This is a genomic window from Natrarchaeobius versutus (assembly GCF_041205745.1).
GTDB lineage: Archaea > Halobacteriota > Halobacteria > Halobacteriales > Natrialbaceae > Natrarchaeobius > Natrarchaeobius versutus.
Window position 1 is genome coordinate 53,576 of record NZ_JBGFCC010000009.1, and the last position, 14,947, is coordinate 68,522.

General features: G+C 54.2%; 11 protein-coding genes and 2 pseudogenes. 7 read left to right on the forward strand and 6 right to left on the reverse strand.

The window, feature by feature from the left end:
• The first annotated feature begins 78 nt into the window (after positions 1–78).
• Positions 79–2,148 carry a hypothetical protein gene (locus AB7C87_RS18665; protein ID WP_369731018.1) on the forward strand — a complete coding sequence of 690 codons (2,070 nt, stop codon included), beginning with the start codon at positions 79–81 and terminating at the stop codon, positions 2,146–2,148.
• A 61-nt stretch (positions 2,149–2,209) separates the two neighbouring features.
• Here the strand turns inward: AB7C87_RS18665 and AB7C87_RS18670 are convergent, their stop codons facing one another.
• Positions 2,210–2,344, reverse strand: a complete 135-nt coding sequence (locus AB7C87_RS18670; protein WP_369731019.1) for a DUF7503 family protein — start codon at positions 2,342–2,344, stop codon at positions 2,210–2,212.
• Positions 2,345–2,677: 333 nt separating this feature from the next.
• Positions 2,678–5,647: an oligosaccharyl transferase, archaeosortase A system-associated gene (locus AB7C87_RS18675; RefSeq protein ID WP_369731020.1), complete on the reverse strand. Its 2,970-nt coding sequence runs from the start codon at positions 5,645–5,647 to the stop codon at positions 2,678–2,680.
• A gap of 180 nt (positions 5,648–5,827) precedes the next feature.
• On the opposite strand from AB7C87_RS18675, the gene aglG reads away from it, so the two are divergent.
• The 3 genes from aglG to AB7C87_RS18690 all read left to right on the forward strand — a co-directional run bounded on the left by aglG (position 5,828) and on the right by AB7C87_RS18690 (position 9,032).
• A complete protein-coding gene (gene aglG / locus AB7C87_RS18680; protein WP_369731021.1) occupies positions 5,828–6,766 on the forward strand; it encodes a glucosyl-dolichyl phosphate glucuronosyltransferase in 939 nt (312 codons plus the stop codon).
• Between the two features lie 146 nt (positions 6,767–6,912).
• Complete coding sequence (locus AB7C87_RS18685; RefSeq protein WP_369731022.1) at positions 6,913–7,845, forward strand: NAD-dependent epimerase/dehydratase family protein; 933 nt, start codon at positions 6,913–6,915, stop codon at positions 7,843–7,845.
• On the forward strand, positions 7,842–9,032 hold the full coding sequence (locus AB7C87_RS18690) for a glycosyltransferase (RefSeq protein ID WP_369731023.1): 1,191 nt from the start codon (positions 7,842–7,844) through the stop codon (positions 9,030–9,032). Before AB7C87_RS18685 ends, AB7C87_RS18690 begins: the two co-directional genes overlap by 4 nt.
• Before the next feature lie 135 nt (positions 9,033–9,167).
• Here AB7C87_RS18690 and AB7C87_RS18695 read toward each other — a convergent pair whose 3' ends face one another.
• Positions 9,168–10,094, reverse strand: a complete 927-nt coding sequence (locus tag AB7C87_RS18695; protein ID WP_369731024.1) for a glycosyltransferase family 2 protein — start codon at positions 10,092–10,094, stop codon at positions 9,168–9,170.
• A gap of 210 nt (positions 10,095–10,304) precedes the next feature.
• Here AB7C87_RS18695 and AB7C87_RS18700 point away from each other — a divergent pair, with 210 nt between their 5' ends.
• Positions 10,305–11,129 (forward strand): hypothetical protein, encoded by an 825-nt coding sequence (locus AB7C87_RS18700; protein ID WP_369731025.1) that lies wholly within the window; start codon positions 10,305–10,307, stop codon positions 11,127–11,129.
• Here the strand turns inward: AB7C87_RS18700 and AB7C87_RS18705 are convergent.
• Complete coding sequence (locus AB7C87_RS18705) at positions 11,118–11,927, reverse strand: hypothetical protein (RefSeq protein WP_369731026.1); 810 nt, start codon at positions 11,925–11,927, stop codon at positions 11,118–11,120. The two genes, AB7C87_RS18700 and AB7C87_RS18705, sit on opposite strands and share 12 nt — an antisense overlap.
• A 54-nt stretch (positions 11,928–11,981) precedes the next feature.
• Positions 11,982–12,989, reverse strand: a pseudogene (locus AB7C87_RS18710) (sulfatase-like hydrolase/transferase); the annotation flags it as partial.
• Between the two features lie 59 nt (positions 12,990–13,048).
• Here AB7C87_RS18710 and AB7C87_RS18715 point away from each other — a divergent pair.
• Positions 13,049–13,729, forward strand: a complete 681-nt coding sequence (locus tag AB7C87_RS18715) for an IS6 family transposase (protein WP_369731027.1) — start codon at positions 13,049–13,051, stop codon at positions 13,727–13,729.
• On the opposite strand, the gene AB7C87_RS18720 is transcribed toward AB7C87_RS18715, so the two are convergent.
• Positions 13,726–14,211, reverse strand: coding sequence for a sulfatase-like hydrolase/transferase (locus AB7C87_RS18720; protein WP_369731028.1), 486 nt, complete (start codon positions 14,209–14,211; stop codon positions 13,726–13,728). The genes AB7C87_RS18715 and AB7C87_RS18720 overlap by 4 nt on opposite strands.
• A gap of 77 nt (positions 14,212–14,288) precedes the next feature.
• Here AB7C87_RS18720 and AB7C87_RS18725 point away from each other — a divergent pair.
• A pseudogene (locus AB7C87_RS18725) lies at positions 14,289–14,881 on the forward strand (transposase domain-containing protein).
• Positions 14,882–14,947 lie beyond the last annotated feature (66 nt).

Sequence of the window (14,947 nt, forward strand, 5' to 3'; positions counted from 1 at the left end):
TCTCACGAGTTCGGTAGCCGATCGGCGCCACCCTTTTTGATGATGCACATGAATGAACCAGTAGCGCCGCGAGGAGACATGACGATTGAGTTCGAAGAAACTACCGACCCGGTTGGGCTCGAGGTCCACGACTCCTTAGAGCAACGCCACCTCCAGATCGAGACGGCCGCGTCCGTCTCGCCTGGTTCGATCGACGCCGACGAGTTTTGTTTTACGGTCGACGAGACGTGTGCGATCGAGACCGACGAGATCGTTTTCGACCACCGCTACGCCGTAACGATCCACGACCGAACGGGACAGGCGATATCGAACTTCGAAGCCGGCGAGACGGCGGAACTCGACGATCGAACCCAGTTCGTCGGCGTCAGCGCCCCGATAAAACTCTACGTCCGAGTCGACGTCCCGGGAACGATCGACGTCGGACTGACGGCGCTTCGGATCACGCTCGAACGTGAGGCACCGGTCGAACTGCGGTCTGCCCACGATCGACCGGCGGGGACGATCACCACGTCGTCCGACCTCGAGTCGGTGACCGAGGCGATTTCCGCAGTTCCGTCCGCGCTGAAGACGACCTCGCCGGAGCGGACGTGGCCCACACTTCGCGGCCACCCACCGTTGATCGAACTCGGAGATCGTCTCGACATCCCGGAGGAAATCGACCGCCCAGCGGGTGACGTCGAACTCGTCGTCCCGGACGAATACCTGGCGGTCTACCAGGCCGCCCCCCTCGCGTTCTTTCTCGGTGCGACGGTCAGGACGGGACCGAATCCGAGACTCGAGACGCCCCTGTTCGACCGATCGCTCTCAGCCGACGCCGCGTTGGGCGACGAGATCGCTCGACTCCTGAAGCGGTTTTTCTTCTTCGATTGTCTGACCCGGACCGAGGGGATTTTTCAGTACGATCTCATCGAGCGGGCGGCCCTCGAGGACGAACTGTCGTTCGGGTTCGCCGACACCTACGATCAACCGCTTTCGGTTCGTTTAGCGCGGTACCTCGAGGTTCCCTACGAGGAGATCGAACCGTACGTTCCGCGCTGGCCGCTGACGGCGTACGTTCCGGACGATCCGGACGGCGCCGAACTGGTCCCGTTCGTCGTCAACGAACTCGGAATCATCCGCGAGTCCCGCGGGCAGGCACCCGCGTCGGTCCCACAGCCGGAAGCGACGAATGCACAGTTGGTGCGTTCGGCGGCGGAGTACCGCTCACCCTCGCCGATCGACGACGAATCCGCGTTCGTCGTTCCGGAGATCACCGACGAGTCCGTCGAACACGCGTGGTTCGGCGACGCCATCCCGCAAAACGCCTCGAAGGCGACAGTCGAAGCCTACCGGAACCAGATCGACCGCGACGCCCGGAGCGAATCGATCGAACTCCTGCTCGTCTGTAACGACGCTCGGATGATCGACGAACACGACCTGCTCGACGAGACGTACGGCACGCGCGAGGAGCTTCCGTTCGAGATCCACTCGGAGTTTGGCGTCGACTCAGAGCGGCTCGCGGCCCTGCTTACCGAGGGTGGCTACGACTTCTTACACTACATCGGTCACGCGACCGAAGACGGGATCCGCTGTCCAGACGACGACCTCGACGTCCGGACCCTCGAGTCGGTCGACCTCGGCGTCTTCTTCTTGAACGCGTGTCGATCCTACGAGCAGGGGCTCGCGCTCACCCAGCGCGGCGCGTTCGGCGGCGTCAGTACGTACAGCGACGTCATCAACGAAGACGCGGTCGAGGCGGGTGAAACCTTCGCACGATTGCTCAACCGCGGCTTTTCGCTCCGGGCGGCACTCGAGATTGCCCAACAGAACACCGCACTTGGCGAACAGTATCTCATCGTCGGAGACGGATCAGCGGACATCGCCCAGTCGGACGGCGGCGCACCGGGCCTCGTCGTACTCGAGCGTTGGGGTGAACACGAGTTTGGGTTCGGCATTCGGACCTACTCGACGAAGGAATACAAACTCGGAACGGTGTCAGCTTCCGACCTCGAATCGGTCGTGGATACGCACCTCTCGCCCGGCTTCACACCGCTTACTCCGGTCGGTGAAGAGTCGATTTGGGAGTATTTGACGTGGACTGAACTACCGGTACTAATCGACGGACAACTCTACTGGAACGACGGTATCGGTTCTGCCGAATTCGAGTAACGCGGCGGTAAAACGAGTTTTCTCCAAACGTTGTCGATCGTGTGCGTTCCCAGCTTGGATTTTACGGACCCATTTGACTGTGAATTCCTGCCGCGGCCGTGCCCGCCTGACTGAGCAGGACGAACAGGGTGAACAGGACGCCGATCATTCGTGGGTGCTTTGCGAGGTAATCTTTCATGTCGTCTTTGTCGGACATCGCATTCCAATGGATGTACCCAACGGAAATATAATTATCTTATGTTTACATAGATGTTTTTATAAAAATATAGTTTGTGTTATAACGGGTCGCCAATATGATGGCTCGGAACTAGGTACTCAACGGAGTCGACGTTCACCACCAGTAAATGACTTCAGTCAAACATTATCTCGTCTCCACCGAATCAACCCTCGTTCGTTTCGGCGTGGCATTTAAATCTGCCTCTTGACACACTGTGTCGAAACAGCGGTGACAAAGTCGATCACCCACTCGAGCCGACGAGACAGCGGGAAAAAGAAGCGTCGTTCGCGTCGATGCGGTTCGACCGCGGGGTTAGCCTGCCGCTTCGACCGCGACCGGACCGAGCGAACCGGCGGCTCCACCTTCTTCGTCCATCTCCTGATCGTCGATGACCGTATCTTCGCCCTCTTCGACGATTTCTTCACCATCGTCCTCGGGAACCGGCCCTTCGCCTACGTCGACATCGGTCTCGTTGTCGACTTCCTCCGGATCATCGAACTCGACTTCCTCGAGTGCCACCTCGACCGTCTCACCCTCGACGACCGCAGTTTCGGGAACAGCCGTCTCGGCATCGTATGCCTGGAACCCGTCCTCGCCCGTCGCGGTCACTGTGATCGTGTACTCTTCGGTGGCTTCGACGGCGCTGTTCGTGTAGCCGTCCCCGACACCGAGTTCGTCGTTGGTCGCGTACGGAACCGTCAGCTCGAACGATCCGTCCTCTTCGAGTTCGCCTTGCTGGACGTAGTCGAACGTGGCGCTTTCGGCCCCCGTATCCAGTTCGACGGCGGCGACGACCGTTCCCTCTTCGAAGCCGTCACCGTCGATGGAGCCCTCGAGCGTCGCACCCTCGACGCGTTCGTACGTCTTGACGGCGGCGCCCTCGCGCTGGTCGAACACCACGTAGTCGAGTTCCGGATGCTGTTCGATCTGCATGAGTTCGACGTACGTCTGCTGATTGTAGATCTGGTTGATCGCGACCATCGGCGATCCGTCGGCACCGTACTCGAGTTCGCCCGTCTCAGGGTCGACGAGGGCGTAGCTGATGAACGGTGTCATCCGGTCGTCGTTCTCGTGAACCAGCCGGTAGTGTTCCATTCCGGCGGCGTTGCCGAAGTACAGCTGTGCGGTGGTCGTATCGTAGTACGGCACACCGGCGAACTGTTCCGGAATTTCGTCGCTTTCTACCGGCTCGTTGGGGTTCAGATCCTCCGGCGTGGTGTAATAGTTGTGATCGGGACCGGACCACGTCGTGATCGCACCGAACTTCCCGCCGGCCATCTGGTCGTCGATCATTACGTACCGGATCTCCTCGTGGGAGTCCTCGCCGTTTTCGATCATCTCCTCGAGTTCCTCGTTCGAGTGATCGCGTGGCGACTCGCCCGCCGCGATGGCATCGAGGACCAACTCGGCTCGCTCCTCCGATTCGGCGGTCAGGAATGCCGACGAGGAACGTGCGTTCTGCTGGAACGGGTTCGAGTGTGGCATCCGTTCACCCTGTACCGTTATGAAGTGTCCGTAGTCCCACCACGACATCACTCCGTAGGATCCTTCGGGATACTCGAAGTCACCGTCCTCGGGTTGGTCGTAGGTGCCGTATAGCTCGAGTTCGTCCTCGTTACCCGCACCGGCCCAGTTACCCGGCTCTGGCGTGTTCTCGGCGAGCCAGTGGTTCGACGTCTCCCACGTGTCGGCGGTCCCGGTCGGGTTCGTTCCCGTAACGTTTCCACGTTCCCAGGCGGTGTCGTCGGCCGCCGCGACTGGCGGGAGCAACGGGGCGAACAACAGGAGAACGACCATCACGAGCACGATCACCTGATACGCTTCGACGTTTTTGAGCGCGTTGACGCTCCGGACGAGTTCGACGTCGATGTCGATGATCCGGAGCATCTCGGCGACGAACACCGCGTTTACGACCGCGACCGCGATGACGAGATAGTACGCGAATCGAATCTGAGTCGCCGCCATGCTGATCATAAACAGCGACCAGACGATGACGAGCGTATGCTCGGTTCGGAACTCCCGACCGAAAAACGGCCGCGCGATCAGGATCAACAGACCAACCAGCATCGTGTAGAACGCGGCGCCAAACTCGTCGACGACGTGGGCCGTGAAGTCGGCGGGTGGCTGGGCCTCCTGAATGGTGAGGTCGGTCGCCGTCTCGCCGAACGGAATCAATCGCCGCGTCGCGTTCGTAACGAACGTATCGAACAGGCTCGGAATCACCAGCCACATCACGGCAAAGGCCGCAACGATCAAACCGCCGATCGCCGCCGGGTAGTACCGCCGGTCGACGTCGAACCCGTTCCACTGGCGGGCGAACCAGGCCATGAACACACAGCCGGCCGCGACGAGTGCGGCACTCGCCGGCTGGAGGTAGCCGAAACTCGTCACGCTCGTTCCTGGATCTTCGATGAGGATCGCCGTGAGCAGTGCCGTCACCCCGAGACTCACCGAACCGACGAACGCGACGTGGTCCGGCGAGACGTTACGGACGTAATCGAGACAGAGCTGAACGGTGAAAAACACCGCGAGAATACCGATCAGGACGACGCCGGGTGGCCACACCCAGATGTACAACGTGAGCGCGACACCCGCGAGCGCGCTGTAGATCGCCGGCGTGCGAAGCGCTTCCCAATCGCTGTCGACGAGCAGTTCGTAGATGGGCTGGTCTCGCTCGGTGACGCGAAGTGCGACCATCATCGCGAGGATCGCGATCGCCATGAACAACACCTCGGCGACGTGGTGTTGAAGCTGACCTGCAGTCGTTCGAGCCAGGAAGGTTCCGGGCGCGAGCGCGAGGATGAGAACGGAGGCGATCCCTCCGACGGTTCCACCGAGCCGACGACCGATGAAGAACACCGGAATCGCCACCAGCGCGGCCATCGCGGGGACGGCGAGCAACGAAACCATGAACAACGTCTCCGTCGACGGATCCCCGAGCCCGACGATCATCGCCGCCGTGACGATAAGCTGGTCGAACAGCGTTCCGAACTGACCGACGTATCGGCCAGTGGGAAATCCGGTCCAGATGTCGTATGGCATGGTCCGCGGATAGTTCTCCGCCGTCCACTGTATCGTCCGCCAGTGATACCAGGAGTCGATGGCAGCCAGGGCGGGCGTTCCATCCTCGGTCATGAATTCGTCGCGCGCTTGAATCCGCGTCAAAAACATGAACAGCATCGCGACCCCGACGACCGGGATGTGATACCACTGCGTCCACGTCTCGAGAAGAGACAGTGACGTGTCGGACTCTCCCTGGACGCGTTCAGTGTCCGTACTCATTAGGTTGCAACAGACCCAAGCGGAGAATAAGCCTTGTCATATACTTGCGCCGTTTTCATATCCAACCGGGTAATAGCCTGTTGTCGATGAGTCTGTTAGATGGGGGTATATCGTATTGGAACGACTGTTGTGTCGTTCGAAGGAAAAGGCTTATTCGCCGTTCACCGCAACCGAGCGACGATGAAGGTCTCCGTAGTTATCTGCACCTATGCGATGGACCGCTACGACGTCTTCTCCAAGTGCGTCGATAGCGTTCTCGCACAGACCTACGATCCGATCGAGGTCGTGATCGTCGTCGACGGTAACGAAGCCGTGTTCGATCGCGTTCGAAGCGACTACGGAGACCTCGACGGCGTCGTTCTCCATCGCAACGAAGACAATGAGGGTATCTCCTACAGCAGAACCCGGGGTGCCGAACTGGCGACCGGTGACGTTGTCGCGTTCATCGACGACGACGGTATTGCAGCACCCGACTGGATTGAGGAACTCGCTCGAGTGTACGACGAAACCGATGCAATCGCGGTCGGCGGCCACGCGAAACCCGATTGGGTCACCGAAAAGCCTGATTTCTTTCCGGCGGAGTTCTACTGGCTCGTCGGCTGTGACGAACGCGGCATGGGCGAACACATGGACGAGCTTCGGAACACGTACGGTTCGAACATTTCCTTCCGGCGCGACGTCTTCTTGAACGTCGGTGGCTACGACGAAAACACCGGAAGAAAAGGCGACCGTCATATCCAGGCCCACGAGGCACCCGTCTGTATTCGAATGGCAAACAAGTACGGTAAGGGTGTGATCTACAACAGGAACTCCGTCGTCGATCACCAGTTGTTCGAGTACCGCGGAGACTTTCGCTGGCTCGTCGGCCGCTCGTTCTGGCAGGGCTACTCCAAACGAATCATGGATATCTTGTTGCCCGAGGCCGCTGGCGATAAGAACGAATACTTGACACAACTCATGTTCGAGTTCGTTCCCAAACGACTGTGGAACCTCGCTCGAGACCCGTCGGTACCGAAGGCGAAACAACTGGTCGCGATCTTCGTCTTCACCGCGGCGGTCGGATTCGGATATCTGTACGGGTTGCTCGAGGTCGATCGATCACAACTCCACACTGGGTAACGCCGGGGAAATACCGATTACGCACCCGAATCCGTTTCCACCGCGGTAGTATTCCGCAACGAAGTGTTCTTGAGTCGTAGTGAAAACGACGCTATATTTTCGAACGACTTCGGAACACCCATTTCCCCGTGCCCAAATTATCGCCCATGAATCTCTCAAACCATCGTATTCTCGTGGCTGGTGGGGGCGGATTTGTCGGTTCGCATCTCGTCGAACGATTGATTGCGGACGGTAACGAGGTCGTAGTTGCGGATGACTTTTCTACGGGACGACGTGAATGGGTCGACGATCGCGCCGAAACTATCGAGGTGGATCTCACTAGCTACGAGGCTGTGGCTGACGTTATCTCTCCAGATTATGACTTCCTCTTTCATCTCGCTTCCCGGAGCGATCCGAACGACAACGATCCGCGAGGGCAATTCTCGGAAAACACGGCGGTAACGCACAATATTTTACAAGCTGCATGCGACTCTGGCGTAACGAACGTCGCGTTCACCTCCTCGTCTACCGTGTACGGCGAGGCGCCTCGACCGACACCGGAAGATTACGCACCGCTGGAACCGATCAGCGTATACGGTGCAAGCAAAATGGCGGACGAGGGCTTACTCTCCACGTACGCCCATTCTTACGGATTCAGCGTCTGGAACTTTCGGTTTGCGAACGTTGTCGGTCCGCGTCTACGTGGTGCCGTCATTCCGGACTTTATCGAGAAGTTACACGCCAACCGATCGACCCTGACTATCCTGGGTAACGGTCGCCAGGAGAAGTCGTATCTCCACGTTTCCGATTGCGTTGAGGCGATGTGTCATGCAATCGAACATTCGGCGGCCGGGCCGATTCACACCTATAATCTCGGAACGCGAACAACCACGTCTGTCGATCGTATCGCCAATATCGTCGCCGACGTCTTGGGTGTCGATCCAGAGTACGAGTACACTGGCGGAGATCGCGGCTGGCCCGGGGATGTGCCACGAATGCGGCTCTCGACTGAAAAACTCTCCGCGCTGGGTTGGGCACCACGAATGGAAAGCGATGTGGCAGTGCGTGCTGCCGCAGAGGAGTTAGCGAACGAACTATGAACGTCCTCTACTTCGTGAATCGGTTTCCGAAACTCTCGGAGAGTTTCATTATCAACGAAATTCACGAACTCGAACGGCGGGGGCATCAAGTCGCCGTTTTTTCGCTTCGCCAACCGGAAATCGACCTTCAGCACGAGGAGGTTGCCCATCTCGATGCACCAGTCGGATATCTTCCGGATCCGTCGGTGGGATCCGGACTTCGTACACCCGGTCGGTGGTGCCTGGATCAGCGTGTCCTTCGACGATTAGTTCACACCGCACCACCGGTAGCACATGCTGGATCGGCGTACATTGCTGGTCACTGTATCCGGTTCGTCCAATCACTCGAGTTCGATATCGACCACGTCCACGGTCACTTCCTTAACTGGCCGAAACTCGCATCGGACTACGTTTCGTCGCACTTCGAGGTTCCGTGTACGACGACGGCACACGCGTACGACCTCTACTCGGAGCCAAACGAACGGCTACTTCGACTCCTCGCCGATCGAATGGACCGCGTCGTCACTATCTCCGAGTACAATCGACGGTACCTGCACAACGATATCGGGACCGATTCGCCGGTCGATATCGTCCACATGGGAATCGACCCCTCGAAATTTCAACCGTCCGGATCGATCGTATCGGGACGAATTTTAACGGTTGCACGATTCGAAGAAAAAAAGGGAATTTCTTACGGAATAGACGCGATCGGTCGAATCAAAGAGGTGCTACCAGATCTCGAGTATCATCTCGTGGGATCCGGTGAGCGAGAGGACGTTATTCGCGATCAAATCGCCAAGTACGGATTGGAGGACATAGTGTCGATCTTGGGACATGTAAGCGACGAGCGACTGATACGAGAACTTGATGAGGCAGAGGTGTTTCTCCTACCCTGCGTGATTGCATCTGATGGTGATCGGGACGGAATTCCTGTGGCGCTGATGGAGGCGATGGCGATGGAAACTGTACCGATCTCGACGCGGGTATCAGGGATACCAGAACTGATCACGCACGGCGAGAACGGATTGCTCGTTGATCCGGGGGACGTCGATGGATTAGCCCAAGTATTACGCGAGTACTTCACCGGAACGTCGACCGACGTTGCACAGCACACCACCCGTGATCGGATCTTAGCGGAGTTCGACGTTCGAGAGTGCGCGACGGAACTGACGGATGCAATCCGCGACTCTGCACGGAAGCCCAACTGATTTCGGAAAGACAGTTATCACGTGTGAGAGTGGATCGGTACTGAGTATTCCGACATTGGGCAGTCGTTTCTGTCACGGATATCGGATTATACCTCCTTTCCGTAGCAAAGCCCTGTGAGCAGTGTAGGGCCGAGATTACGCCCAGTACGCTCGAACGATATGGACGATTCCTGCGGATAGTGACCACATCAATCCCATGAACGTTGGAATATCAATTTCATTCTTCGGCAAGCGGTTGAACCCTTTTCGAATTTGGCCGTTTTCTATATATACTTTAGCGAGATGAATTCGCTGTGTTGCGGTAATTTCGAAACCAACGGATTCCAACTCCGTGATTTCTTTGGAAAATTTTGAAAACAATAGCTCTTTTGACTGTTCAAAAACTTCAGGATCTGGACTCCCCGAATCGTGCTTTACGACCAGCGGCCGATCAATATACGCTATCTTTCCGTACTGGAGAACCCTGATAAGAAACTCCCAGTCCTGGTGGCGTCTGAACCCCGAATCGAAGCCCTCAATCGCTTCTACCGCTTCTCGCCGTACTAAAAGCGTCGAACTCCCCGTTTTAATATTTAGTGAAAGAAGTTCTCCCGCGACTTCTTCCCGACCTTCTTTCGTTGCATCTCGATTTTCTGTCCCGATGACCGGTGCGAGGAGATCTCGTAGTTTACCGAACGTACCATTTTCGTCCTCTCGAGCGCAGTGGACTGCGACCCACTCATCGCTTCGAGACTCGAGTTCCGCAACCTGAATCTCGAGTTTCCGAGGGTCCCATTCGTCATCAGCATCGAGAAAAGCGATATACGTCCCCTCTGCCCGCTGAATTCCCGTATTCCTTGCCGAACTGGCGCCCCTATTTTTCTCGTGTCGTATATATCTCACGCGAGGATCGGCAAACGTTTTCACGACATTTCTCGTATCGTCTTCTGATGCATCGTCAACGATTATCGCTTCGAAATTCTGGAACTTTTGTAACAGAACGCTGTTAATTGCTCTCCGAATGACGTCTGCTGCATTGTATGCCGGGATAATGACACTCACGCTCGGTTTGTTTTGTTCCATTAGTTGGGATATACTGGTGAAAGGGGATACGGAAATATAATCCAAACGCTCCCGACGTAGTAAAACCGTCCCGCCTTCTACATTTCTTCGCCACTGGTCGTCTGGGAAGTACAGTCAAACAACACATTTTCGCGAACAGTTTAAAATCTATTTCGGTGTCATGTATAGTCGAGTAATTAAGTAGCAGAAGGAACTTCCAGTACGTACAAGATGAATAACGGGATTCTCTATATGGCGACCGGTGATAAGTATATAAATGAGACGAAACGTTCAGTCACTTCTCTCCGAAATCATATGCCGGATATCCCGGTTACACTCGTAACTGATCAAGACGTCAAGCACGAGGGTATAGACGACGTAATAATAAAGGATGATTTTAATTACGATTATCGTGATAGTATCACAAATATCGAAGATACACCGTATGAAAGAACATTACAATTGGATTCGGACACATATATCTGTGGTGAGTTTCACGAAATTTTTGATGTACTGGACGAATTCGACCTCGGAATCTCCGTCAATCCGGGGAAGACACACTTTGAGCGGGGGGATAACACGTATGTTTCCGATTCTGTCCCCAAAGGTTTCCCCGTCTTTAATTCCGGAGTTATGTTGTTTAGAAATAATATCCGGGTTCGATCACTATTCGAGAAGTGGAGGAGAATATACGCTGACACCATCGAAGACAATCCTCGCAAGTACAATCAACCAGCACTATGGGAAGCGCTGTACACCTCTGACGTTCGCTTGTTTCCGTTGCCTCGTGAGTACAACTGTTTTATTTTGTTTTCTGGATGTGTTTCTCACGAAGTGAAAATCATTCACGGAAGGCATCCGGAGCAAGAGCGAATCGCAAAAGAAATGAATGAATTCACTGGGCCCAGATGTTATGACAAATCTAAGTATCCAATCCGGATAACTCGCGGACGATTCCCCGGTAATGAGCGGATTGACTATCGCATACGAAAGTCAGTAGGAGAAAACGGGATAAAGGAAACAGTAAAAATGGGATTGAAGAGGCTATTCGGATGAGTGCTTTGAATTCACCTGAAGAATTTCGAGATCCGGGTGTTCAGACATCTTAATCGAGCTGGGGTCGGATACATACTTTTCCCGTTTAGATTGCCACTTGTTATGCCGAACGGCAACCTGGACCGGTATCTCCTCTAAATTGAGTATTTTAGCTATTGCAAGTCGATGACGTCCGTCTTCAAATATGATCTCGCCGTTCCGTCCAATATCTACCACAATCTCGTGTTTTATTGGGTTACCGTTTGCCCAGTGAGGTATCCCGATCGGATGTTCCTCCGCGTTCTGGGCGATTTCTTCTTGTGTTAAATAACCATGTTGTCTGATATTGTTGTATAACTCGTCGATTTTCTCGAGTCGTTCCTCCGCTTCAGGAAAAGACGTGTATCCCCCCCAACTTCTTCCGGCAGCAAACATCTCCTCGAGAAAATCATACATCGTGGTTTCGGACCACGGTTTTTCGTCAACAAAGTGATCTTCGAACGCATCAAATGGAAACGTTTCCTCGAACGAAGGTAGGTTGTGATCCCAGTTCCCGCTTAGAACCTTGCATTGAGGATCAATGTTGAAAAAGAAACCTGGATCGTTCGCTTTTTGTATCCGGCTTGGTGTTACACTGATCAGTTGCGTATCTCGTACGCCAACGTGTGGTCCATCGATACAGTGCCTTTTTTCAAGATACCAAATATATAAGGATAAATACCTGTCGTACCCAGATTTGACAAATTTTTGCAGATGTGGTGAACGACGAGTTATCCGTTTGATCGTTCTTCTAACCGTCGGTGGTGTCCCCGTAGCCATTTTACTGATATTGTCACGACACTAGTGTCTTGTACATTTATTAACTTTGCAGTATTAGGTCATATATCCTAAATCTTCTAAGTGTTGTTCGACATTTTCGTCGAGGTGATCCGTTATGTCCTCGAAGATGTTTGCATCAGTTAAGCCATCATATTTAGTTTTGACCATCTGGTTTTCGTAGTCGCTCTCTAGTGTTGAATCTTGTGCCGAGCGGATGCTAATAACTGCGTGTTTATTACCCTTTTGAGAATATTTCTGAATTGTTCCATTATTTTCCTCGTAGTATGCTCTCCACGGCCCGATGTAATTGGCAAAATTTTCGCTGTTATCGTATTTTGGCTTCTCAGCGGAATTGAGTCGGAAGGTGGAGGCAAAGACTTCCTTTGCGTAATCCACCCGCTCTCCCTTCGTAACGAAGCAGCGAATCATCTGCGGAAGATTGGTTAATGAGATTAGTCGATCGATGACCTGACCGTTCTCTCCATCAGGGTATTTGATAATCAACGGGACGTGCGTAAGTACTTCGTGTATTCCCCATCCGTGATAACCGACTCTCACGTCCGGATCAACTCGACTCCGTTCTCCGAACCCCTCCCCATGATCACTTGTTATTATTAGTAGTGTGTTATCTAGTATCCCTTTATTCTCCATATTATGAACGAGATCCTCAACGATCGAATCTACCTGTCGGATTGTTCCGTCATAAAGTGGAAGTAGAGCTTCTAACGCATCCCAACTTTCGTTCTCGACAAGGGATTTCGAGTGAGGTCTATTGTCCTCTTGGAACGATATCAATGACTCATCAGCCCAGTTATTAAACTCGTCGTCGGGAACGTAGGGTTCGTGGGTATCCATCAAATTGATACAGGCTGCCCACGGGCCAGACTGGCGGTTTTGCCATCGCAAGAATGCGTCGGTGAACTGACTTCCATGATAGCGTTTATTTTGTCCAACTCTAACTTCATTCTCAAATAATTGACCAAATTCCCAGGCGCAGTTCAGCACCGATTTAATCGGTTTTTCGTCTCGGAACGAACGTTCGAGATTTCCGACAAATCCAGTGTATTGGCACTGTCTAGATGAGAGTTTGAGGAACGAGCAGGTGGTGGCGAGAAGTGTCCATGCAACTCGCCAACCTGCTCAGAGAGACCTTAGACGTGGATTGTGATGAGGTTTGGGAGAACGAGCGCACCCCGACACCTGTCAGGGTGTTCGGGGTGCGCCTGCATTCGATGGGGTTGTCAGTTCGGGAAGTCGTCGCAGTGCTCGAATTACTCGGTATTGACCGTTCTCACGGGGCAATCTGGAACTGGACACACAAATTATCAGACGCCCAAAGCGACCCGCCGACGGCGCAGCCGTCGCGGGTCGCGGTCGATGAGAAACAGATCGAGGTCGATGGCGATAAAAAGTGGTTGTACGCCGCAATCGACACAGAATCGAAGCTACTGCTCGAAATCGACGTATACAGCCGCCGCGGGACTGACCCTGCGGCGGCGTTCCTGCATCGGCTCACCGAAAAACACGATCTCGACAACACAGAGTTTCTCGTCGATGCTGGCGGCTATCTGACTGCCCTCGCTCGTCACGAATTGAGCGGTCACCTCAACTACAGCGATCGAAACCACGTCGAAAAGTGGTTTCAGACCGTCTCAATGCGGATTGACCGCTTTCACTCTTTCTGGCAGGGCAGTCCGGCCAGCGCAAGACGCTGGCTCAGACGCTTCAGACACCACTATAACCACGATCGACCGAACCAAGCACTCAATGGTCGGACACCAGCTGAGGAGGTGCTGAACTAGACAGTGCCAGTGTATTCTTCGTCGTCTTTCGGCGAATATACCCCTTCGAACAATCGCTTTTGACCGAATAATTTGTCTGCCCAGGGGCTGTAGTTGTAATCAAAACAATTAGGGATGTTCGATGCTCGAGCAATAACCGCATTTGGGGTGAAAAGACCCGTCTTGTACCCGAATTCATCGCTCAGCTCTTTCCAGATTGTCTTAGTCACATCGATTTGAGACGGGTGTTCCGTTGATTTGTGTTCTTCTACCTCGTATCCTGTAAACATACTCACATGACTAGCGATACTGTGTATACCCGGTGACCGAGCTTGAGTATAACACGTCGCTCTTTCGGAAAAGCTCTCGAGAAATGGTGTCGTTTCCCGGTCATAACCATAGAGACTCATATTCTTGGCCCGGGTACTATCGAGAATCACCATCAGAATATTTGGCTGACTCATCCCACGATTGATTTTTACTCCCACTATATGATTATCCATATTATATTGAATTAGTTGACATGCTGGCACTGTCTAGATGAAGGTTTGAGGAATGAGGAGGTGGGCGAGAAGTGCTCGTGCACCTCGTCAACCTACTCAAAGAGACCTTAGACGTGGATTGTGATGGGGTTTGGGAGAACAAGCGCACCTCGATATCCGTCAGGGTGTTCGGGGTGTGTCTGCATTCGATGGGTTTGTCGGTTCGAGAGGTCGTCGTAGTCCTCGAATTACTCGGCATTAACCGTTCTCACGGCGCAATCTGGAACTGGACACATAAACTCTCAGAGGCGCAAAGCGGCCCGCCGATGTCCACGAGAACGAAGTTCTCGTGCGTCCCGTCAGAAATCTTTAATTTCTGAGGACGGCGTTTTTGCACCGGCTCACCGAGAAACACGATGTCGATGAGACAACGTTTCTCGTCGATGCTGGCGGCTATCTGACTGCCCTCGCGCGCCACGAATTGAGCGGTCAACTCGACTACAGCGGCCGAAACCACGTCGAAAAGTGGTTTCAGACCGTCTCAATGCGGATCAACCGCCTTTACTCGTTCTGGCAGGGCAGTCCAGCCAGCACAAGACGCTGGCTCAGACGTTTCAGACATTATTATAACCACGATCGACCGAATCAAGCGTTCAATGGCCGAACGCCGGCTGAGGAGGTGCTGAACTAGACCGTGTCTCGCTATCCCAATCATCGCGCTATGAGAACAGTTCTGCACCACCGCCTAGTACACCTA

Excerpts from the sequence above, each read along its gene's own strand:
- AB7C87_RS18665 (WP_369731018.1), top strand. The coding sequence starts at position 79 with ATGACGATTGAGTTCGAAGAAACTACCGACCCGGTTGGGCTCGAGGTC.
- AB7C87_RS18670 (WP_369731019.1), bottom strand. The coding sequence starts at position 2,344 with ATGTCCGACAAAGACGACATGAAAGATTACCTCGCAAAGCACCCACGA.
- AB7C87_RS18675 (WP_369731020.1), bottom strand. The coding sequence starts at position 5,647 with ATGAGTACGGACACTGAACGCGTCCAGGGAGAGTCCGACACGTCACTG.
- aglG (WP_369731021.1), top strand. The coding sequence starts at position 5,828 with ATGAAGGTCTCCGTAGTTATCTGCACCTATGCGATGGACCGCTACGAC.
- AB7C87_RS18685 (WP_369731022.1), top strand. The coding sequence starts at position 6,913 with ATGAATCTCTCAAACCATCGTATTCTCGTGGCTGGTGGGGGCGGATTT.
- AB7C87_RS18690 (WP_369731023.1), top strand. The coding sequence starts at position 7,842 with ATGAACGTCCTCTACTTCGTGAATCGGTTTCCGAAACTCTCGGAGAGT.
- AB7C87_RS18695 (WP_369731024.1), bottom strand. The coding sequence starts at position 10,094 with ATGGAACAAAACAAACCGAGCGTGAGTGTCATTATCCCGGCATACAAT.
- AB7C87_RS18700 (WP_369731025.1), top strand. The coding sequence starts at position 10,305 with ATGAATAACGGGATTCTCTATATGGCGACCGGTGATAAGTATATAAAT.
- AB7C87_RS18705 (WP_369731026.1), bottom strand. The coding sequence starts at position 11,927 with ATGGCTACGGGGACACCACCGACGGTTAGAAGAACGATCAAACGGATA.
- AB7C87_RS18715 (WP_369731027.1), top strand. The coding sequence starts at position 13,049 with ATGCAACTCGCCAACCTGCTCAGAGAGACCTTAGACGTGGATTGTGAT.
- AB7C87_RS18720 (WP_369731028.1), bottom strand. The coding sequence starts at position 14,211 with ATGGATAATCATATAGTGGGAGTAAAAATCAATCGTGGGATGAGTCAG.